At 67.2% G+C, this 19,950-nt stretch carries 17 protein-coding genes; 9 read left to right on the top strand and 8 right to left on the bottom strand.

Annotated features, from left to right (window positions below):
- Positions 1 to 50: 50 nt before the first annotated feature.
- Both xdhB and xdhA read right to left on the bottom strand, forming a co-directional pair.
- On the bottom strand, positions 51 to 2,420 hold the full coding sequence (gene xdhB, locus RD110_RS17120) for a xanthine dehydrogenase molybdopterin binding subunit (protein ID WP_076200589.1): 2,370 nt from the start codon (positions 2,418 to 2,420) through the stop codon (positions 51 to 53).
- Complete coding sequence (gene xdhA / locus RD110_RS17115; RefSeq protein WP_076200588.1) at positions 2,417 to 3,886, bottom strand: xanthine dehydrogenase small subunit; 1,470 nt, start codon at positions 3,884 to 3,886, stop codon at positions 2,417 to 2,419. Before xdhA ends, xdhB begins: the two co-directional genes overlap by 4 nt.
- Before the next feature lie 165 nt (positions 3,887 to 4,051).
- Here xdhA and RD110_RS17110 point away from each other — a divergent pair, with 165 nt between their 5' ends.
- From RD110_RS17110 to RD110_RS17080, 7 genes are all read left to right on the top strand, one after another.
- Positions 4,052 to 4,984, top strand: coding sequence for a LysR family transcriptional regulator (locus RD110_RS17110; protein WP_076200587.1), 933 nt, complete (start codon positions 4,052 to 4,054; stop codon positions 4,982 to 4,984).
- A 7-nt stretch (positions 4,985 to 4,991) separates the two neighbouring features.
- On the top strand, positions 4,992 to 6,536 hold the full coding sequence (locus RD110_RS17105; RefSeq protein ID WP_076200586.1) for an ABC transporter ATP-binding protein: 1,545 nt from the start codon (positions 4,992 to 4,994) through the stop codon (positions 6,534 to 6,536).
- Positions 6,529 to 7,623 (top strand): ABC transporter permease, encoded by a 1,095-nt coding sequence (locus RD110_RS17100; protein ID WP_076200585.1) that lies wholly within the window; start codon positions 6,529 to 6,531, stop codon positions 7,621 to 7,623. Before RD110_RS17105 ends, RD110_RS17100 begins: the two co-directional genes overlap by 8 nt.
- The gene (locus RD110_RS17095; protein ID WP_157900396.1) at positions 7,620 to 8,540 is read left to right on the top strand and encodes an ABC transporter permease; all 921 of its coding nucleotides are present in this window, start codon (positions 7,620 to 7,622) and stop codon (positions 8,538 to 8,540) included. Before RD110_RS17100 ends, RD110_RS17095 begins: the two co-directional genes overlap by 4 nt.
- A 42-nt stretch (positions 8,541 to 8,582) precedes the next feature.
- Positions 8,583 to 9,749, top strand: a complete 1,167-nt coding sequence (locus RD110_RS17090) for a BMP family ABC transporter substrate-binding protein (RefSeq protein ID WP_076200583.1) — start codon at positions 8,583 to 8,585, stop codon at positions 9,747 to 9,749.
- 63 nt (positions 9,750 to 9,812) lie between these two features.
- Positions 9,813 to 10,790 carry an aromatic ring-hydroxylating dioxygenase subunit alpha gene (locus tag RD110_RS17085; RefSeq protein WP_076200582.1) on the top strand — a complete coding sequence of 326 codons (978 nt, stop codon included), beginning with the start codon at positions 9,813 to 9,815 and terminating at the stop codon, positions 10,788 to 10,790.
- Entirely contained in the window at positions 10,791 to 11,828 is a 1,038-nt protein-coding gene (locus RD110_RS17080; protein ID WP_076200581.1) for an adenosine deaminase, read from the top strand. It begins immediately after the preceding gene.
- On the opposite strand, the gene RD110_RS17075 is transcribed toward RD110_RS17080, so the two are convergent.
- The 6 genes from RD110_RS17075 to RD110_RS17050 all read right to left on the bottom strand — a co-directional run bounded on the left by RD110_RS17075 (position 11,791) and on the right by RD110_RS17050 (position 17,560).
- Positions 11,791 to 12,990 (bottom strand): multidrug effflux MFS transporter, encoded by a 1,200-nt coding sequence (locus RD110_RS17075; RefSeq protein WP_076205173.1) that lies wholly within the window; start codon positions 12,988 to 12,990, stop codon positions 11,791 to 11,793. The genes RD110_RS17080 and RD110_RS17075 overlap by 38 nt on opposite strands.
- A 71-nt stretch (positions 12,991 to 13,061) precedes the next feature.
- On the bottom strand, positions 13,062 to 13,526 hold the full coding sequence (locus RD110_RS17070; protein ID WP_239467056.1) for a MarR family winged helix-turn-helix transcriptional regulator: 465 nt from the start codon (positions 13,524 to 13,526) through the stop codon (positions 13,062 to 13,064).
- Positions 13,527 to 13,622: 96 nt separating this feature from the next.
- Entirely contained in the window at positions 13,623 to 14,135 is a 513-nt protein-coding gene (locus RD110_RS17065) for a GAF domain-containing protein (RefSeq protein ID WP_076200580.1), read from the bottom strand.
- A gap of 73 nt (positions 14,136 to 14,208) precedes the next feature.
- Positions 14,209 to 14,970 carry a tetratricopeptide repeat protein gene (locus tag RD110_RS17060; RefSeq protein WP_076200579.1) on the bottom strand — a complete coding sequence of 254 codons (762 nt, stop codon included), beginning with the start codon at positions 14,968 to 14,970 and terminating at the stop codon, positions 14,209 to 14,211.
- A 45-nt stretch (positions 14,971 to 15,015) separates the two neighbouring features.
- Entirely contained in the window at positions 15,016 to 16,416 is a 1,401-nt protein-coding gene (locus tag RD110_RS17055) for a phospholipase D-like domain-containing protein (protein WP_083686320.1), read from the bottom strand.
- Positions 16,417 to 16,447: 31 nt separating this feature from the next.
- Positions 16,448 to 17,560 carry a 5-methyltetrahydropteroyltriglutamate--homocysteine S-methyltransferase gene (locus RD110_RS17050; RefSeq protein ID WP_076200578.1) on the bottom strand — a complete coding sequence of 371 codons (1,113 nt, stop codon included), beginning with the start codon at positions 17,558 to 17,560 and terminating at the stop codon, positions 16,448 to 16,450.
- Positions 17,561 to 17,797: 237 nt separating this feature from the next.
- Here RD110_RS17050 and RD110_RS17045 point away from each other — a divergent pair, with 237 nt between their 5' ends.
- The gene (locus RD110_RS17045) at positions 17,798 to 18,586 is read left to right on the top strand and encodes a GntR family transcriptional regulator (protein ID WP_083686319.1); all 789 of its coding nucleotides are present in this window, start codon (positions 17,798 to 17,800) and stop codon (positions 18,584 to 18,586) included.
- A 147-nt stretch (positions 18,587 to 18,733) separates the two neighbouring features.
- Entirely contained in the window at positions 18,734 to 19,906 is a 1,173-nt protein-coding gene (locus RD110_RS17040) for an ABC transporter substrate-binding protein (protein WP_076200577.1), read from the top strand.
- Positions 19,907 to 19,950: the final 44 nt, after the last annotated feature.

Genomic DNA, 19,950 nt, shown 5'->3' with positions numbered 1-19,950 from the left:
GAGGCCGTCGCGCGGGAGGAGCCCCTGCGTCGCCGGTGGCCTGAGCGCCGTCAGTCGGCGCCCGCGGGCCGCATCACCGCGCACAACACGTTCTCGGCTGTGGCCGGCGCGATGAGCAAGACCCTGGCGCCGTCGCCCCGGGCGGCGGCGATGGCTTCCTTCAGCGCTTCGTAGACGCTGATGGCCAGCATGAACGGCGGCTCGCCCACGGCCTTGCTGCCGAACACGTTGTCCTCGCGGTTGGCCTCGGGCCACAACTCGACCTGGAAGCGCGCAGGGATGTCGCCCGTGGCCGGGATCTTGTAGGTGCTGGGCGCATGCGTGCTGAGGTAGCCCTTCTCGTTCCAGACCAGTTGCTCGGTGGTGAGCCAGCCCATGCCCTGCACGAAGCCGCCTTCGATCTGGCCGATGTCGATGGCCGGGTTGATCGAGGTGCCCACGTCGTGCAGGATGTCCACCGCCAGCACCCGGCTTTCCCCGGTGAGCATGTCGATGGCCACCTCGCTGCACGCCGCGCCGTAGGCGAAGTAGTAGAACGGCCGGCCGGTGAGCGTGGCCTTGTCGTAATGGATCTTGGGCGTGCGGTAGAAGCCGTCGCTCCAGAGCTGGATGCGGTTGGCATAGGCGCGCTGCACCACGTCGGTGAAGTCGCGCGTGGCCACCGGCGAGATCACCTGGCCGCCCTTGAAGCGGATCGCGCCCGCGCCGCAGCCGTCCAGGCCGCAGACGAAGCTCGCCAGGTTGTCGCGCACGTTGCGCGCGGCGTATTGGGCGGCGCGGCCGTTGAGGTCGGTGCCGCTGGAGGCCGCGGTGGCCGAAGCGTTGGGGATCTTGCTGGTATCGCTGGCCGTGGCCATCACGCGCTCGAAGGGCACGCCCAGTTCATCCGCCACGATCTGCGCCACCTTGGTGTTCAGGCCCTGGCCCATCTCGGTGCCGCCGTGGTTCACCTGCACGCTGCCATCGGTGTAGACATGCACCAGCGCGCCGGCCTGGTTGAACAGCGTGGCGGTGAACGAGATGCCGAACTTCACCGGCGTGATGGCGATGCCGCGCTTGATCACCGGGCTCTTCGCGTTCCACAGCGCGATGGCGCTGCGCCGCGCCTGGTACGCCGAAGAAGCCTCCAGCCGCTCCAGCAGCGGATGCAGGATGTTGTCCTCCACCGCCATGCCGTAGTGGGTGTGGTTGCGCGCCTCGGGGCTGGTGTCGATGGGTGTGCCGACCGGTTGCGCGGCATCGTAGAGGTTGATGCGGCGCACGGCCAGCGGGTCCAGGCCGAGTTCGCGCGCGATGTCACCGAGGATGTTCTCGATGACGATCACCCCTTGCGGCCCGCCGAAGCCGCGGAAGGCCGTGTGGCTCTGGGTGTTGGTCTTGCAGCGGTATGAGGCGATGTCCACGTCGGCCAGGTAATAGGCGTTGTCGGCGTGGAACACGGCGCGGTCGGCCACCGGGCCGCTCAAATCGGCGCTGAAGCCGCAGTTGGCCATCATCGACAGCTTCAGGCCGCTGAGCAGGCCGTTGTCGTCGAAGCCCACGGTGTATTTGTAGGCGAAGGGATGGCGCTTGCCGGTGACCATGAAGTCGTCGTCGCGGTCGAAGCGCAGCTTCACCGGGCAGCGCAGCTTGTGCGCCGCCACCGCGGCCCACACGGCCAGGTGGCCGGCCTGGGTTTCCTTGCCACCGAAGCCGCCGCCCATGCGCCGGCATTCCACCTTCACCGCGTGGTTGTGCAGGCCCAGCGCATGCGCCACCCAGTGCTGCACCTCGCCCGGGTGCTGGGTGCTGCTGTGGACCAGCCACTGGTTCTGCTCCTGCGGCAGCGCATAGGCCACCTGGCCTTCGAGGTAGAAGTGTTCCTGGCCGCCGATTTCGAGCGTGCCTTCCAGCGTGTGCGGTGCGCGCGACAGTGCCCGGGCCGCGTCGCCGCGCTTGACGAACACCGGCGGCAGCACGTAACTTTGGGCGGCATGTGCCTCGTGCACGCTGAGGATGGCGGGCAGGATTTCGATGTCGAGCTTCACCTTGCGTGCCGCACGCCGCGCGGCCATCACGGTGTCGGCCACCACCAGCCCGACCACCTGGCCGACGTGCTGCACCGTGTCGATGGCGAACACCGGCTCGTCGCCGGCGAAGGCGGCCAGCATCTTGTCGCCCGGCACGTCGCGGCTGTAGACGATGTCGCGCACACCCGGCATGGCGCGCGCTGCGGTGTCGTCGATGCCGACGAGCCGGCCATGGGCCACGTTGGACATCACCGGCGCGGCGAACAGGGTGCCGCGCACCTCGGGCAGGTCGTCGATGTAATGGGCCGCGCCGGCCACCTGGGCGCGCGCGCTCTCATGGAAGCGCGAGACGCCGGCCGCCGGGATCACCGCCGCTGCGCCGTCCATCACCACTTTTTCGGGAGCGTTCATAGGGCCTCCAGCGTCAGGGATTCGAGGTTGACCTGCTGCCAGCCCTGGCTTTCCAGCCAGAAGCGCTGCAGCAGGTTGCCGAGCACCTCGCGGCGGTAGTCGCTGGAGGCGCGCATGTCCGAGATCGGCTGGAACTCGCCGCGCAGCACGGCCATCGCGTCCCGCACCGTGTCCACCGTCCAGGGCTGGCCGGTGAGGGCGGCTTCGGTCCGCACGGCGCGCACCGGAGTGGCAGCCACGCCGCCGACGCCGATGGACGCGCTGCGCACCAGCGCGCCGTCGAGCACCAGGCGCAGTGCCAGGCACACGGCCGAGATGTCGTCGTCGAAGCGCTTGGAGATCTTGTAGACCTTCATCAATTCCACAGCGGGCGAGGGCGCCTTCGGCACGCGGATGAAGGCCAGCAATTCGTCGGCCGCCATCACGTTCTTGCGGTAGCCGGTGTAGAGCGCTTCCAGCGGCAATTCCCGAGTGCCGCGGATGCTGGCCAGCACCACCGTCGCACCGAGCGCGATCAGCAGCGGCATCGAGTCACCGATCGGTGAACCGTTGGCCACATTGCCGCCGAGCGTGCCCGAGTTGCGCACCGGCAGTCCGGCGAAACGCGCGGCGAAGGACTTGAGCTGCGGCCGGTCGGCGACCAGCGCGGCATAGGCGTCCTGCAGGGGCACGGCTGCGCCGAACGACAGGTGGGTGGGCCCGTCTTCGATGCGGCGCAGTTCTGCGGCCCGGGTCACATCCAGCACACGCTCGAACTCCATGTGCATCTTGGTGATCCACAGGCCGACGTCGGTGCAGCCGGCGACGATCTGCGCTTCGGGATGGGCGGCCCGGGCTTCGCACAGCGCGGCCAGGGTTTCGGGCGAAATATAAGAAGAATCGGCCTCCGGTGCAGGCGTGGATTGCGCAAGGTGCTGCAATTTTCGTAGCAAGGAAGGCTCGTCTACCGTTGCGGCGGGCAGGGTCGCCATGTGCTGTGCGGCGTCCAGGATCGGACGGTAGCCGGTGCAGCGGCAGAGGTTGCCCGAGAGTTCTTCCTGCGCCAGCTTGCGGTCGATGGCCTCGCCCTTGGCCACATGGTTCTGGTACATGCCGAACAGGCTCATCACGAAGCCCGGTGTGCAGAAGCCGCATTGGGAGCCGTGGCACTGCACCATGGCCTCCTGGGCCGGATGCAGCGTGCCGTCTGTATCGGACAGATCTTCCACGGTCCATACCGCCATGCCGTCCACCGAATGCGCCAGGCGGATGCAACTGTTCACGGCGCGGTAGGTCAACCGGCCATCTTCCTCGGCGCCGAGCACCACGGTGCAGGCGCCGCAGTCGCCTTCGCCGCAGCCTTCCTTGGTGCCGCTGCCATGCAGGTCCTCGCGCAGCACCTCCAGAAGGGTGCGTGTGGGTGGTACATTGCCGAGCGTCACGGTCTGGCCGCGCCGGATGAATCGCAGGGGTTGGGTCGTCGTCATGGGCGCTGAAATCCTCGTGGCTTTACTCTTGCTTTCAGGGTTGTCTTCCGTCGGATCGGCGTCTTGCGCGCGTTCACCCGAAGCATGCTACAGAATCAACAGGGTACCCTTGGCACACGCGCATCCACATCGGCATCGGCATATGGCACACATGCTCTGATCAATATGAGAGACCAAGCTCTTTTCGACAAGATCGACCTCCATCTCATCAGGGTCTTGTTCACCGTGCTCACCGAACGAAGTGTTTCCCGCGCCGCCATCCGCCTGGGCATGACCCAGCCCGCGGTCAGCACGGCGCTGAAACGTTTGCGCGACCTCGCCGACGATCCTCTTTTGGTGCGCTCGGGCTCCGGGATGGTGCCCACCGATGCCGGTCTGCGCATGCTCGAGCCCAGTGCCAGCATTCTTCGTGCCGCCGAAGTGCTGTTCACCGACGCGCGTGGCTTCACGCCCAAGACCGCCACCAACACCTTCCGCCTGGCCGCCAGCGACTACCTCGATCCGTTGTTCCTGCCGCAGCTGGTCTCGACCGTCAAGACCCATGCGCCGCTGTGCCAGATCGAGATCCATCCGCTGTCGGGCGACGCCGATTACCAGGCGCACCTGGCCCAGGGCCGGCTCGACGTGGTGGTGGGCAACTGGGCCCGGCCGCCGGGCGAGCTGCACATGGGGCGCCTGTTCGGCGACGAGGTGGTGTGCCTGGTGAGCGCCGACCATCCGGCCGTGCGCCGCGGCTGGGACAAGACGGCCTGGCTCGCCGCCGAGCACATCGCACCCACGCCCACGCACCCGGGCGCCAAGGGCGTGATCGACGACCATCTCGACAGCCTGGGCCTGCAGCGCCGCATCACGGCGCGCTGTGCCTGGTTCGGCATGATTCCGGCCATGGTGGCATCGAGCTTGCTGGTACTGACCACCGGCCGCCAGTACTGCGAACGGTTCACCGACCGTCTGCCCGTCAAAATCCTGCCCTGTCCCGTCCCGTTTCCCCGCATGATGTACTACCAGCTCTGGCACGAACGCACCCACACCTCGGCCGCCGCCAAGTGGCTGCGCGAACAGGTGAAGTCGGTGGCCGCGGCCTTGCGTTCAGCCTGACACCCTCATGACGATTCCACGACTACAACTCACCAACATCACCAAGAGATACCCCGCGGTGGTCGCCAACAGCGGCGTCTCGCTGACGGTGCAGCCCGGCGAGGCCCATGCCGTGCTCGGCGAGAACGGCGCCGGCAAGTCCACGCTGATGAAGATCATCTACGGCTCGGTCAAGCCCGACGAAGGCACGGTGATGTTCAATGGCGAACCCGTGCACATCCGCAACCCGCAGGAGGCCAGGGCGCTGGGCATCAGCATGGTGTTCCAGCACTTCAGCCTGTTCGACACGCTGACCGTGGCCGAGAACGTTTGGCTCGGCCTGGACAAGCACCTCAGGCTCGCCGAGGTCACGCAGCGCATCACGGCCAAGGCCGGTGAATACGGGCTGGACATCGATCCCTCGCGGCCGGTGCACACGCTGAGCGTGGGCGAGATGCAGCGCGTGGAAATCATCCGTGCGCTGCTGACCGACCCCAAGCTGCTGATCCTGGACGAGCCGACTTCCGTGCTCACGCCTCAGGCCGTGGAGAAGCTGTTCGTGGTGCTGAAGAAGCTTGTGTCGGAAGGCTGCAGCATCCTCTACATCAGCCACAAGCTGCACGAGATCCGTGAACTCTGCAGCGCCTGCACCGTGCTGCGCGGCGGCAAGGTCACCGGCGTGTGCGACCCGCGGCAGGAGACCAACGCCTCGCTGAGCCGCATGATGATCGGCGCCGAGCCGCCGGCACTGCAGCACCGCGAGTCGAAGACCGGCGCCACCGTGCTGGAGGTGCAGGACCTGCATCTGGCGCGCGAAGACCAGTTCGGCATCGACCTCGACGGTGTATCCCTCACGGTGCGTGCGGGCGAGGTGGTCGGCATCGCCGGCGTCTCCGGCAACGGCCAGAAGGAGCTGATGTACGCGCTGTCGGGCGAGGACTGCCGCGCCGAAGCCAAGATGATCAGGATCTTCGGCCGCGATGCGGCGCGCCTGCGCCCGCGCCAGCGGCGCAGCCTGGGTGTGCATTTCGTGCCCGAGGAGCGGCTCGGCCGCGGTGCCGTGCCCACGCTGGGGCTGGCGCACAACCTGCTGCTCACGCGCGACGACGCGCTCGGCAAGACCGGTTGGATCAACGTAAAGTCGCTGGCCACGCAGGCGCTCAGCATCATCGACCGCTACAAGGTCAAGGCCGGCGGCCCGCAGGCGGCGGCCAAGTCGCTGTCGGGCGGCAACCTGCAGAAGTTCATCGTCGGCCGCGAGATCGATGCGGGCCCGAAGCTGCTGATCGTGTCGCAGCCGACCTGGGGCGTGGACGTGGGCGCTTCGGCGCAGATCCGCGGCGCCATCCTTGCGCTGCGCGACGCGGGCTGCGCGGTGCTGGTGGTGAGCGAGGAGCTCGACGAACTCTTCGAGATCAGCGACCGGCTGCACGTGATCGCCAAAGGGCGCTTGTCACCGTCGGTGGACCGGGCGCGCGCCACCGTGGCGCAGATCGGGGAATGGATGTCGGGCTTGTGGGATCAGCCGGCCGCGACCCATGGGAATGCGGTGAAGGAAGCCAGTCATGTTTAAGCTCGAAGCGCGGCCCCAGCCGTCCAAATTCTGGAGCTACGGCTCGCCCATCCTGGCACTGCTGATCACCGTGCTGATCGGCGTGCTGCTGTTCGTCGCCCTGGGCAAGGACCCGGTGCGCGGCCTGCAGGTGTTTTTCTGGGAGCCGCTGCGCAGCACCTATGCGCTGGGCGAGCTCATGGTCAAGGCCACGCCGCTGCTGGTCATCGCGCTGGGGCTGGCGGTCTGTTTCCGCTCCAACGTCTGGAACATCGGCGCCGAGGGCCAGTTCGTGATGGGCGCCATCTTCGCCGCCGGCATCGCTCTGCTGGCCGACAAGGGCACGGGCGGCTGGATCATCGCGCCGATCCTGCTCGCCGGCATCGCGGGCGGCATGCTCTGGGCCGGCATCGTGGCCTACCTGCGCGACCGCTTCAACGCCAGCGAGATCCTGGTGAGCCTGATGCTGGTCTACGTGGCCATCCAGTTGCTCGGCTACCTGGTGCAGGGGCCGTGGAAAGACCCGGGCGGCTACAACTTCCCGCAGAGCAAGACCTTCGAGGCGGTGACGCAGATTCCGCGTCTCATGAAGGGTTCGCGCGTCAGTGTCGGCCTGATCATCGCGCTGGTGGGCGCGGGGGCGTTGTGGGTGTTCCTGTTCCGCACGCGCGCCGGCTTTGCGCAACAGGTTGGCGGCCTGGCGCCGGCGGCCGCGCGCTACGCCGGCTTCTCTTCGCGCCGTGCCTTGTGGACGGCCTTGCTGGTTTCGGGTGGCGCGGCCGGCCTGGCGGGCGCGCTCGAAGTGGCCGGCCCGATCGGCCAGCTCACGCCCTACGTGCCGGCGGGCTACGGCTTCGCGGCCATCATCGTGGCCTTCGTCGGGCGGCTGCATCCGGTGGGCATGATCTTCTCGGCCATCCTGATGAGCATGTTCTACATCGGCGGTGAACTCGCACAGTCGCGGCTCGGCCTGCCCAAGTCCTTGACCGGTGTGTTCCAGGGACTGCTGCTGTTCGCGCTGCTGGCCTGCGACACCCTGATCGCCTACAGCGTGCGTTATGTGGGTAAGGTCGGCAAGCCCAAGGCCATTGCGGGAGGGGCTGCCTGATGGAATACGCACTGCTCCTCGCGGCCACGCTGAACGCTGGCACCGTGCTGGCCATCGCCGCGCTCGGCCTGCTGATCAATGAGAAGGCCGGCATCGTCAACCTCGGCGCGGAGGGCATGATGCTCTGCGCCGCCATCGCCGGCTTCGCCACCGTCGTGCACACCGGCAACACCTGGGTCGGTTTCGCGGCGGGCATGGCGGCGGGCGCTTTGCTCGCGGCCATCTTCGGCGGCCTGGTGATCTGGTTCAACACCAACCAGTACGCCACCGGCCTGGCCCTGAGCCTGTTCGGCTCGGGCTTCTCGGCCTTTGCCGGCGTGAAGTACGTGCAGGAGAAACTGCCCGAGGCGACCAAGTACGCGATCCCGTTCTTGTCGGACGTCCCATGGATCGGCGAAGCCTTCTTCCGCCACCATCCGCTGGTCTACCTCACCGTGATCTTCACCGGCTTCCTGATCTGGTTCCTGAACCGCACGCGGCCAGGCCTGGTGCTGCGCTCGGTGGGGGAGTCGCCCGAGTCGTCCCATGCGCTGGGCTATCCGGTGCGGCGCATCCGTTTCATGGCGGTGCTGGCCGGCGGCGCGCTGTGCGGCCTGGCGGGCTCGTACCTGTCGATCGTCTACACGCCGCTGTGGGTCGAGGGCATGGTGGCCGGCAACGGCTGGATCGCGCTGGCGCTGACCACCTTCGCCACCTGGCGCCCCGCGCGGGTCTTGCTGGGGGCCTACCTGTTCGGCGGCGTGGGCCAGCTCGGTTTCTTCCTGCAGAGCCAGGGCGTGCAGATCCCGAGCCAGTTCCTGTCGATGGCGCAGTACCTCGCGCCGGTGGTGGTGCTGGCCATCATTTCGCGCAACCCGGCCTGGATTCGCGCCAACATGCCCAATTCCATCGGAAAACCTTTTTACCCCGGTTCATAATTCCGTTTCCCTCCCTGTGACTTCGCCTGAAAGAGATTTGAAATGACCGACCTGAACAAACGTTCGATGCTGAAGCTTGCGGCACTCACGGCCGCCGCCGCCGCGGCCCTCGCCGGCTGCGGCAAGAAGGAAGAGCCGGCACCTGCGCCCGCGCCAGCGCCCGCGGCTGCCGCAGCATCCGCGCCAGCACCGAAGCCAGAGCCGTTGAAGATCGCTTTCGCCTACGTCGGCCCGGTCGGCGATGGCGGCTGGACCTTCGCGCACGACAACGCACGCAAGGCCCTCGAGAAGGAAATGGGCGACAAGATCGTCACCAGCTTCGTCGAGAAGGTGCCCGAGTCGGCCGATGCCGAACGCGTGTTCCGTGACATGGCCAGCCAGGGCAACAAGCTCATCTTCGGCACCACCTTCGGCTACATGGAGCCGATGCTGAAGGTCTCCGCCGACTTCAAGGATGTGAAGTTCGAGCACGCCACCGGCTACAAGACCGCCGAGAACATGCGCACCTACGACAGCCGCACCTACGAAGGCGCGTACATGGCCGGCGTGATCGCCGGATCCATGACCAAGAGCAATACCCTGGGCGTGGTGGCCTCGATCCCGATTCCTGAAGTGCTGCGCAACATCAACAGCTTCACGCTGGGCGCCCAGTCGGTGAACCCCAAGGTCAAGACCAAGGTGGTGTGGGTCAATGAATGGTTCAGCCCGCCGAAGGAAACCGAAGCCGCCACCGCCCTGATCAACGGCGGCGCCGACGTGCTGATGCAGAACACCGATTCCTCCGCCGTGCTGCAGACCGCCGAGAAGATGGGCAAACGCGCCTTCGGCTGGGATTCGGACATGACCGCCTACGGCCCCAAGGCCCACCTCGGCTCGGCCGTCATCAACTGGGCGCCTTACTACATCAAGGCCACGCAGGACGCGCTCGACGGCAAGTGGGCCACCGGCCAGAGCTGGTGGGGCGTGAAGGAAGGCGCGATCGACATGGTGTCCATCGCGGCCGACGTGCCTGACGCGACCAAGGCCAAGATCGACGAGGTCAAGAAGGGCCTGAAGGACGGCAGCTTCGCGATCTGGAAGGGCCCGATCCTGGACAACACCGGCAAGGAAATCGTGGCCAAGGACGCGGTCGCCGACGACAAGTTCCTGGGCGGCGTGAACTTCTACGTGAAGGGCGTCGAGGGTAAGGTGCCCGGCGACAAGAAGTAACCCGGCCTCTGGGCTGTGACGAAAGGTCGCCCCCGGGCGGCCTTTTTTTCTGGAGATGTTGGAATGATCGAGGCCAGCCATTGGCATCCCGTTGCACTGGCGGATGCGCTGCAGCAAGCCCCGTTGGCGGTGTGCCTGCTGGCACACGACCTCGTGCTGTGGCGAGACAGCACCGGTGCCGTGCAGGCGTTCGCCGACCAGTGTCCGCATCGCGGCGCGCGGCTCTCCCTGGGGCGGGTGGCCGACGGCCGGCTCGAATGCCCGTACCACGGCTGGCAGTTCACCGCGGGCGGCCGGTGTGTGCGCGTGCCGGCGCTGCCGGCCTTCGTGCCGCCGGCCGCGCATTGCGCCAGAAACTTCGAGGCGCGTGAGGCGCGGGGCCTGGTCTGGGTGCGGCTCGCGCAGGGCGATCTCGATCTGCCGGCGTTTGCCGCAGAAGACGACGCCGAACTGCGCAAGCTCAATTGCGGGCCGTACGACGTGGCGACGAGTGCGCCGCGCATCGTCGAGAACTTCCTCGACATGGCGCACTTCGGCTTCGTGCACGAGGGCTGGCTCGGCGCGCGCAACGCCACGGCCATCGACGACTACCAGGTGGCACCCACGCCGACCGGTATCCGCGCCACCGGCTGCAAGGCGTGGCAGCCGCAGTCGAGCGTGCATGCCACGGGCGCGGCCCAGGTCGAATACACCTATGAGGTGACCGCACCCTATGCGGCCGTGCTGACCAAGGTGCCCGAAGCCGGCCGCACGGCGGTGGCCGGCTGGCGCGAGTCGATCGCGCTGTACGTCTGCCCGCTCACGCCCGAGACGAGCCGTGTGTGGTTCCGCCTGGCCGTGGCCGATTTCGAATCGCCGGACGCCAAGCTGCAGGCCTTCCAGCACACCATCTTCACCCAGGACCAGCCCGTGCTCGAATCGCAAAGCCCGAAGCGGTTGCCGCTGGACCTGCGCGCCGAGTTGCATACCGCCGCCGACAAGGCATCATCCGCCTACCGCCGCTTCCTCCAGGGCAGCGGCATCACCTTTGGAGTCTGCTGAATGTTCACCGTCCCCCCGATTTCCCCAGAGCGCCTGCCCGAGTTGCTGCGCCTGATGCCCAAGGCCGAGCTGCACATCCACATCGAGGGATCGCTCGAGCCCGAACTGATCTTCGCGCTCGCGCAGCGCAACAAGATCACGCTGCCTTACCCGGACGTGGAATCGCTGCGCCGGGCCTATGCCTTTACCAACCTGCAGAGTTTTCTCGACATCTATTACGCCGGCGCGAGCGTGCTGATCACCGAGCAGGACTTCTACGACATGGCCCGCGCCTACTTCGTGCGCGCCGCGGCCGACAACGTGGTCCACGCCGAGCTGTTCTTCGACCCGCAGACGCACACCGCGCGCGGCATCGCCATGGAAACCGTGATCAACGGCCTGCACCGCGCGTGCGTGGATGCCAAGGCCGAACTCGGCGTGAGCGCCGCGCTGATCCTGTGTTTCCTGCGCCACCTGAGCGAGGAGGAGGCCTTCGAGACGCTGGAGCAGGCGCTGCCGTTGCGCGACAAGTTCATCGGCGTGGGCCTGGATTCCAGCGAGGTCGGCCATCCGCCGGAGAAGTTCGCGCGTGTGTTCGCGCGTTGCCGCGAACTCGGCCTGCACCTGGTCGCGCATGCGGGCGAGGAAGGGCCGCCCGCCTACGTTTGGGCCGCGCTGGACGTGCTCAAGGTGGAGCGCATCGACCATGGTGTGCAGTCGGTCAAGGACCCGGCCTTGATGCGGCGCCTGGCGCAGGACCGCATCGCCTTGACGGTGTGTCCCTTGTCCAACCAGAAGCTGTGCGTGTTTCCTGACCTGGCCGACCACAACCTGGGCCAGTTGCTCGACGCCGGCCTGGCCGCCACGGTCAATTCGGACGACCCGGCCTATTTCGGCGGCTACATGAACGACAACTTCGTGCAGACCTTCGCCGCCACCGGCCTGACCGCGCAACACGCGTACCAACTGGCCGCGAACAGCTTCGAGGCCAGCTTCATCGACGAGCCGGCCAAGCGCGCCTTCACCGAGCGGCTGCAGAACTGCTTCGCAACCTCTTGATGTCGCGCGAGGCGACGAAGATGCCGGCCTGGCCGACGATGCCGGCGCCGACCAGCACCAGTCCGGCCGACAGCGCCGGGTCCGAGCCGAAGCCGACCAGCGCGGTGCAAATGGCGCCCACGGCCATCTGGGTGAAGCCGTAAAGCCCGGAGGCCGAGCCGGTGACGCGCGGGTTCACGCTGATCGCTTCGGTCAGCGCCGCGGGCGAGGCCACGCCCATGCCGAGCGTGAACACGAACATCGTGGCCAGCACGCCGGCCACGCTCAGGTCATCGAACCAAGCCTGCGCCAGGAAGGCACAGGCCGCGAGCACGCTGATGCCGTTGGCCACCACCAGCAGCCGCCCCATCGGTACCCGTGTGACCAGCCTGGTGGCCAGCACGCTGCCGATCCAGATGCCGAAGATCAGGAAGGCCAGGTAGAAGCCGACTTCCTGCGCGGGCCGGTGCAACTGGTGCACGAAGATGAACGGCGCGGAGGCCACGTAGGCATACATGGTCGTCGTGGCGCAGCCGCCGCCGAGCGAGTAGCCGATGAAGGCCGGCGACTTCAGCAAGTCCAGGTAGTTGCCGGCCAGCGCGCGCAGGTCGGTACTGGCCTGCTCGGCCACCCGGCCGGTTTCGGGCAGCATCCTCCAGGCCAGCAGCATGTTGACCAGGCCCATCGCGGTCAGCAGGTAGAAGATCGAGCGCCAGCCGAGTGTGGAGGCCAACAGCCCACCCACGATGGGCGCCACGCCCGGGCCGACCGTGACCATCAGGTTCATCAGCGCCAGCCGTTTCGCGGATTCCTCGAAGGTGGTGGTGTCGCGCACGATGGTGCGGCCGAGCACCAGGCCGGCGCAGCCTCCGAGCGCCTGGAACAGCCGCGCGGCAATCAGCAGGTGCGCGTCGGGCGCCAGCGAGGCCGCGGCGCCGGCGACGGCATACAGCGCCAATCCGATCATCAGGATCGGCCGGCGGCCGAAATGGTCGGACAACGGGCCGTAGATGAGTTGCCCCACGGCCAGGCCGGCGATGTACAGGCTCACGGTGAGCTGCATCTCGGCCACGCTCGCGTGGAGGCTTTCCGCCGCGAAGGGCAGGGCCGGCACGAAGATGTGCATGGCCAGCGTGCCGCTGAAGGTGAACAGCGCCAGCAGCCACAGCGGGACCTTGGGCATCGTTGGCTTGGCGGGGTTGCCGGGCTTGGCGGACGGGCCATGCGCCGCGACGGCGCTGCATGGCGGCGGGCTCATGCCGCCGCCTCGGCGGGCACCATCGCCTGCAGCGACTCGAAGATGCGCGCGATGACGAGGCTGGCGGCATGCAATTCGGCATCGCTTAGCCCGGCCAGTGCCTTCTCACGCACCTGGCGCGCCGAGCGTTCTACCTTGACCACCGTGGTGCGGCCGAGTTCGGTGAGCACGATGGCCTTGGCTCGGCGGTCGACACCTTCCTCGCGGCGCTCCACCAGGCCGGCGGCCTGCAGTTCGTTGAGCAGGCGCACCACCGAGGAATTGTCGAGCGAGAGCGAGGCCGCCAGTTCCTTCTGCCGCATCGGCGCCGCGGCCCGGGCCACGTGCAGCAGCGGCAGCCAGGTGGCCTCGGTCAGGCCGAAGGGCAGGAGTTGCCTGTCTACCGTGCGGCGCCACTGGCGCGCCGTCTTGCCGATGAGCTTGCCGATTTCGTTGCGAGGGGATGGGTCGTGCAGGGCCACAAGAACGCGTGCCGGATGGCTAAAAGATGATATGTCAATAAATTGTATGTCATCTATTTGAATCGTGCTTGCGGACCTGATCCGCGCTGAAGCGCCTCAGCTGCGGCGGCTGAGCAGGCCGGCGAACAGCCGGGCGGCCTCTTGCAGGCAGGCGAACTCGGCATCGGAAATGCTTTGTTCCACCATGTCGAAATGGCACAAGGTGCCCGACAGCTCACCCGCGTTGTCCAGGATCGGCACGCCATGGTAGGCGACGACGATGTTCTGGTAGGGGCTGGCGGCGAGCCGGGGGTCCCGGCCCGAGTGGTCGGCCAGCAGGAAGCCGTCGCGCAGCACGATCTGGCAGAAGCTGTCGGACAGCACCACGGTTTCCAGCCCGTCCGGCCGCGGCAAGCCTTGCTTGTCGACCATGTGGGTGTTCTGCAGCAGGTCGCCGTCGAGCCTGAAGATGCCCGAATAGCGGTGCGGCACGCCGAGGTTGAGTTCGCGCAGGCCGTTTTCGATGCCGCCGGTGCGCAGCGCTTCCCGTACGCTGTCGATCCGTGACCTGGTTGGCGTGGCGCGATGCGAGGTCGGGATATCGAGGAAGGTGCTGGTGGAAAAGCGCATGGCGAATTTTAAGGGACGCAGCCCATTTCCGCTGCGTCAAAAGACGTGCTGCCGCCTTGCGGATTCGGCGCCGTCAGGTTGCGGCCGCGCGTGCCAGCATCTGCTCGCCGACGGCCCGGAATTCAGCGTTCGGTGACGCGCGCAGTCGCGAACCCACCAACGCCATGTAGGCCGGCGTGGCGGTCAGCGGCACCTTGCGCAGCCATTGCAAGGCCTCTTCCATGCGTCCCCGCTCGGCCAGCATGCCGGCATAGTTGAACTGGCCCCGGAAGTCGCCACCGCGCGCGCCCTGTTCGAAGCAGAAGAAGGCCGCGTCCAGGTCCTTCTCCACCACGATGCCGTTTTCATAGAAGCGGCCGATCTTGGTCATCGACTTGGCATGGTTCAGGTCGGCGGCCTGGCGGTACCACGCCAGCGCGGCGGCCTCGTCCTTGGGCACGCTCTTGCCTTCGGCCAACTGGTTCGCGAAGTTGTACATGCCCGCATCCAGGCCCTTTTGGGCGGCCTTGCGGTACCACATCGCCGCGGCGGGTCCGTCGATCTCGGTGCCCCAGCCGTTTTCCAGGCAACGGCCGGTCATGTTCATCGCCATGGCATGGCCCTGGTAGGCGGCCTTGAGGAACCACTTGAAACCTTCGGCCGGATTGCGCTCGACGCCGCGGCCGTCGAGCAACCATTGGCCCCACACCGCCTGCGCCTCCAGGCTGCCGAGCCGGGCCGCGGCGGCGATCCACAGTGCGGCGTCGGCGGGTTCGCCGGCCAGCACGGCGGCCCATTGGGTGGCGCTGACGGCGGCGAGTTCCTGGGTAGAAGTGGGAAGGGCGGGGAGAGACATGGCGGGTGGCGATGAGAAGAATTCTCAATTATCGCTCGACCTGCCCTAAAGCTGGAATGCCACCGTGAGCAGCAGGCCCTCGGCCACGTCGCGCAACAGGCCCGGTGGGCGCGGCGCGTATGGCGCGCCCTTCGCGGCCAGCGCCTGCAGCCAATCGGCGAGCCAGGCGATGTCGGCCGTGGCGTAGAACACCACGGCCGCTTCGTGGTTCAGCAGCAGGCTGCGCAGGTCGAGATTGATCGAGCCGCACAGGGCCAGGCTGTCGTCCACCACCAACGCCTTGGCATGCGCCATGAACGGCAGCATGACGAAGGCCACGCCGGCCGCCGCCAGGTCGCGCATGGCGCGGGTGCGCGCGAAATCGGCCAGGCGGTGGTTGGAACGCGCGGGAATGATCAGCGTGACTTCCACGCCGCGGCGCGCGGCCAGGCGCAGGGCATCGCGCAGGCTGTCGTCCGGGATGAAGTAGGGCGTGACGGCCAGGATGCGCCGCTCCGCGCGGAAACACGCGTCGATCAGCAGCGCGTGCGCCGTGTCCTCCACCTGGTCGGGCCCGCTGGGCAGGAACTGTGCGGCCTTGCCGTGGTGCAGTTCGTGCACGGCGGCGATGCTGCGTGGCGGCTTCTGGCGCACCGAGGCCCAGTCCTGCTCGAACTGGTGCGCTGCCGCCGCCGCCACGCCGCCGCGGATGGTGTAGGAGACATCGATCCACGGCGGCTCTCCGTCGTCCTTGCCGAGGAAATATTCGCCGGCGAGGTTGCGTCCGCCGGACCACAGCAGCCGGTCGTCCGCCACCACCAGCTTGCGGTGGTTGCGCAGGTTGCGCGGGCCGGTGACGCGCAGGCTGAACAACGGGCGGAACACCGCCACCTCGCCACCGGCCTCGCGCAGGGTGTCGAAGTAACGGCGCGGCAGCTGCATCGCGCCGAAGCCGTCGAGCAGCACCCGCACCTGGATGCCTTCGCGCGCGCGCTGCGCGAGCCGGGCAACGGTCTCGCTGCCGAGTGCGTCCTTGCCGATGATGAACGTGCACACGTCGAGCCGCTGCCGGGCGCTGGCGATGGTGTCCCACAGACCGTCACGCGCGGCCAGGCCGTCGGCATGCAGGTGGATGTCGCACAGGCTCGGCGGGGCGAGGTCGAAGCTCTCGATCAGGTCCGACGCCCAGTGCGCGGCCGCCACCGTCCGCCGCGGCCGTGGCTGCTGCGCCGGACGCACCTTGCGCCGGCCGAACATCAGGTACATGGGCAGGATGAGGTACGGCAGCAGCGCCAGGCCCATGACCCAGGCGATGGCGGTGGTCGGTGCGCGGGGCTCGCGCCGCGAGCGCGTGGTGATCACGTACGCCAGCACCGCCAGCGCGCCGAAGAGGAAGTGCTGCGACAGCGACGGCAGCCAGCTGCTCAGCAGGCTGCCGGCGTGGGTGGTGGCGGTCGTCGGTTGCATGCGGGCGAGGCTACCAGAGCCTCGCGCCCACTCAGCCTTGGCCCCAGACTTCCTGTGCCGTTTCCACCACGAGGCGCAGCTTGGCGCGCTGCGCCTCCACCGCGATGTCGTTGCCGTGCACCGTGCTGCTGAAGCCACACTGGGGCGACAGGGCGAGCTGCTCCAGCGGGGCATAACGCGCGGCTTCGTCGATGCGGCGCTTGAGGTCGTCCTTGCTCTCCAGCGCGCCGAACTTGGTGGTCACCAGGCCCAGGACGGCGGTCTTGCCCTTGGGCAGGAAGCGCAAGGGCTTGAAGTCGCCGCTGCGGTCGTCGTCGTATTCTAGGAAATAGGCGTCCAGGTTCATCTCGGACAGCAGCGCCTCGGCCACGGGCTCGTAGTTGCCGGATGCGGCGTGGGTGCTCTTGAAGTTGCCGCGGCACAGGTGCATGGCCAGGAGCATGCCTTCGGGCTTCTGCGCCACGACGAGGTTGATGAACTTGGCGTAGCGGTGCGGCAACTCGTTCGGGTCGTCTCCGCGCTGGCGCGCGGCCTCGCGCATGTGCTCGTCGCACAGGTAGGCCAGGTTGGTGTCGTCCATCTGCACATAGGTGCAGCCGGCCGCCGCCAGGCTGCGCAGTTCGTCGCCATAGGCATTGGCCACATCCTGGTAGAAGTCCGGGTCGAGCTCGGGGTAGTGCGCGCGGCTGATGCCGGCGCGGCCGCCGCGAAAATGCAGCATGGTCGGCGACGGGATGGTCACCTTGGGCGTGTTGCCGGCGCTGACCTGGCTCTTCAGGTACTCGAAATCGGCGCGCTGGATGTCCTTCACGTGGCGCACCTTGTCGATGACGCGCATGGCCGGCGGGGCCAGTTCCTCGGTGCCGTCGGGCTTGCGGATGGTCACGGGGATGTCGGTCTTCACGCCACCGAGCTGGTCGAGGAAGTCGATGTGGAAATAGGTGCGGCGGAATTCACCGTCGGTGATGCTCTTGAGGCCGACGTCTTCCTGGAACTTCACGATCTCGGTGATGGCGCGGTCCTCCACCAGCCGCAACTGCTCGGGCGTGATGCTGCCGGCCGCCTTCTGCGCACGGGCGTCGAGCAGGTATTTGGGACGCAGGAAGCTGCCCACGTGGTCGTAACGGGCGGGGAGGGAAGTCATGTGGTCTCCAAGGATGGGCGTGAAAAGGATGCAGCGGGGCCGTCAATGTATACATCGGGTCGTTGGCTGTCCATGGCGCGGGCATCCGTGTTTACCCGGTATTGACGGGCCGGTACGCCTGAGTTGCAATCCAGGTCCACCGGATGCGGTGCCACGGCAGATCGACGTTGGTTGGTGAGCTTTTCTCTTAATGTATACATCGCGTATTTTGATCACCATGATGACCGGGGGCTCGCCATGACGCTGCCCATCTCACCCATCTCGCCCGTTCTGCCCACCCTGGCCAGCGAGCCCGCCGAAGCCGGTGGCTCGCAGGCGGTGAAGGCCCAGCTGCGGCTGCGCGAAATGATCCTGGCTGGCGACCTGCCCGGCGGTAGCCGCATCGCCGAACTCGCCATCGTGGAAAGGCTGGGCGTCTCCCGCACGCCGATCCGCGCCGCGCTGATGCGGCTCGAACAGGAGGGGCTGCTCGAGGCCCTGCCCAACGGGGGTTACGCGGTCAAGACCTTTTCCGAACGCGACGTGTCGGAGGCCATCGAGTTGCGCGGCACCATCGAAGGCCTGTCGGCCCGGCTGGCCGCCGAGCGCGGTGCGGCGCCGCTCTTGCTCGGCGAAGCCAACGCATGCCTGGCGCAGATCGATGCCCTGTTGGCCGAGCCCGCGCTCAGCGATGACGACTTCTCGCGCTACGTGGCGCTCAACGAGAAATTCCACGCGCTGCTCGGCGAGATGTCGGGCAGCGCGGTGATCGCGCGTGAACTCGAACGCGTCGCCGGGCTGCCGTTCGCATCGGTATCGGGTTTCGTCGTGGTGCAGGCCAACTCGCCGAAGGCGCGCGACATGTTCATCGTGGCCCAGCACCAGCACCGCCAGGTGCTCGACGCCATCGAGCACCGCGAGGGATCGCGGGCCGAGGCGCTGATGCGGGAACACTCGCGCATCGCGCAGCAGAACATGCGCGCAGCCGTGCATGGCCCCTACTTGCACCAGGTGCCGGGTGTGCGGTTGATCCGCAAGCGCAGCTGATGTAACGCCGGATAGCCCGAATGTAGATAACAGTTATAGCGACCCGCCCTCATCGATTACCCGCGAAGCCGCGCACAGCCTGGAAATCTTGCTGTTTAATCCGCGCTTCGAATCGTCGATTTCCGTAACGACACCCCTGGAGACACCATGCACAAACGAACCCTTCTTTCCGCCGCGCTCGCGCTTGCGGCCCTTGGTGCCAGCCATGGCGCGTTGGCGCAGGCCGACACCTTCAAGATCGGCCTGATCCTGCCGATGACCGGCCAGCAGGCCACGACCGGCCGCCAGATCGAGGCGGCCGCCCGCCTCTACATGGCGCAGAACGGCACGACCGTCGCCGGCAAGAAGATCGAGCTGATCGTCAAGGACGACACCAGCCTGCCCGACGTCACCAAGCGCCTGGCGCAGGAGCTGGTGGTCAACGACAAGGTCAACGTGCTGGCCGGCATGGGCATCACGCCTTCGGCCATGGCCACGGCGCCGATCGCCACGCAGTCCAAGACGCCCCTGGTGGTGATGGCAGCCGCCACCTCCAGCATCACCCAGGCTTCGCCCTACATCGTGCGCACCAGCTTCACGCTGCCGCAGGCCTCGGTGGCGCTGGCCGACTGGGTGCCCAAGAACGGCATCAAAAAGGTCGTGACCCTGGTGAGCGACTATGGCCCGGGCCTGGACGCGGAAAAGTATTTCAAGGAACGCTTCATCTTCAATGGCGGCGAGGTCACGGAGTCGCTGCGGGTGCCGCTGCGCAACCCCGACTTCGCGCCGTTCCTGCAGAAGGTGCGTGATGCGAAGCCCGACGCGCTGTTCGTCTTCGTGCCGTCCGGCGCGGGCGCGGCCGTCATGAAGCAGTTCCTCGAGCGCGGCATGGACAAGGCCGGCATCAAGCTGATCGGCACCGGCGACATCACCGATGACGACCAGTTGAACGACATGGGCGACGGCGCCCTCGGCGTGGTCACCTCGCACCACTACTCGGCGGCGCATCCTTCGGCGATGAACAAGGCGTTCGTCGAGGCTTTCGAGAAAGCCAACAAGGGATTGCGGCCGAACTTCATGGCCGTCGGTGGCTATGACGGCATGCACGTGATCTACGACGCGCTCAAGGCCACCAAGGGCCAGGGCGGCGGCGACGCCTTGCTCGCGGCCATGAAGGGTCAACTTTTCGAGAGCCCGCGCGGCAAGATCTTCATCGACGCGCAGACCCGCGACATCGTGCAGGACATCTACCTGCGCAAGGTCGAGAAGAAGAACGGCGGGCTCTACAACGTGGAATTCGACGTGATCAAGGACGTCAAAGATCCGGGGAAGAACAAGTAACCACGCTTCATGCACTCCGCGCTCCTTCATGAAGAGCGTGTCCC

This window comes from Rhodoferax koreense (assembly GCF_001955695.1).
GTDB lineage: Bacteria > Pseudomonadota > Gammaproteobacteria > Burkholderiales > Burkholderiaceae_C > Rhodoferax_B > Rhodoferax_B koreensis.
Note: the sequence above shows the minus strand (reverse complement) of the source record. Positions and strands in the feature narration are given on the sequence as shown.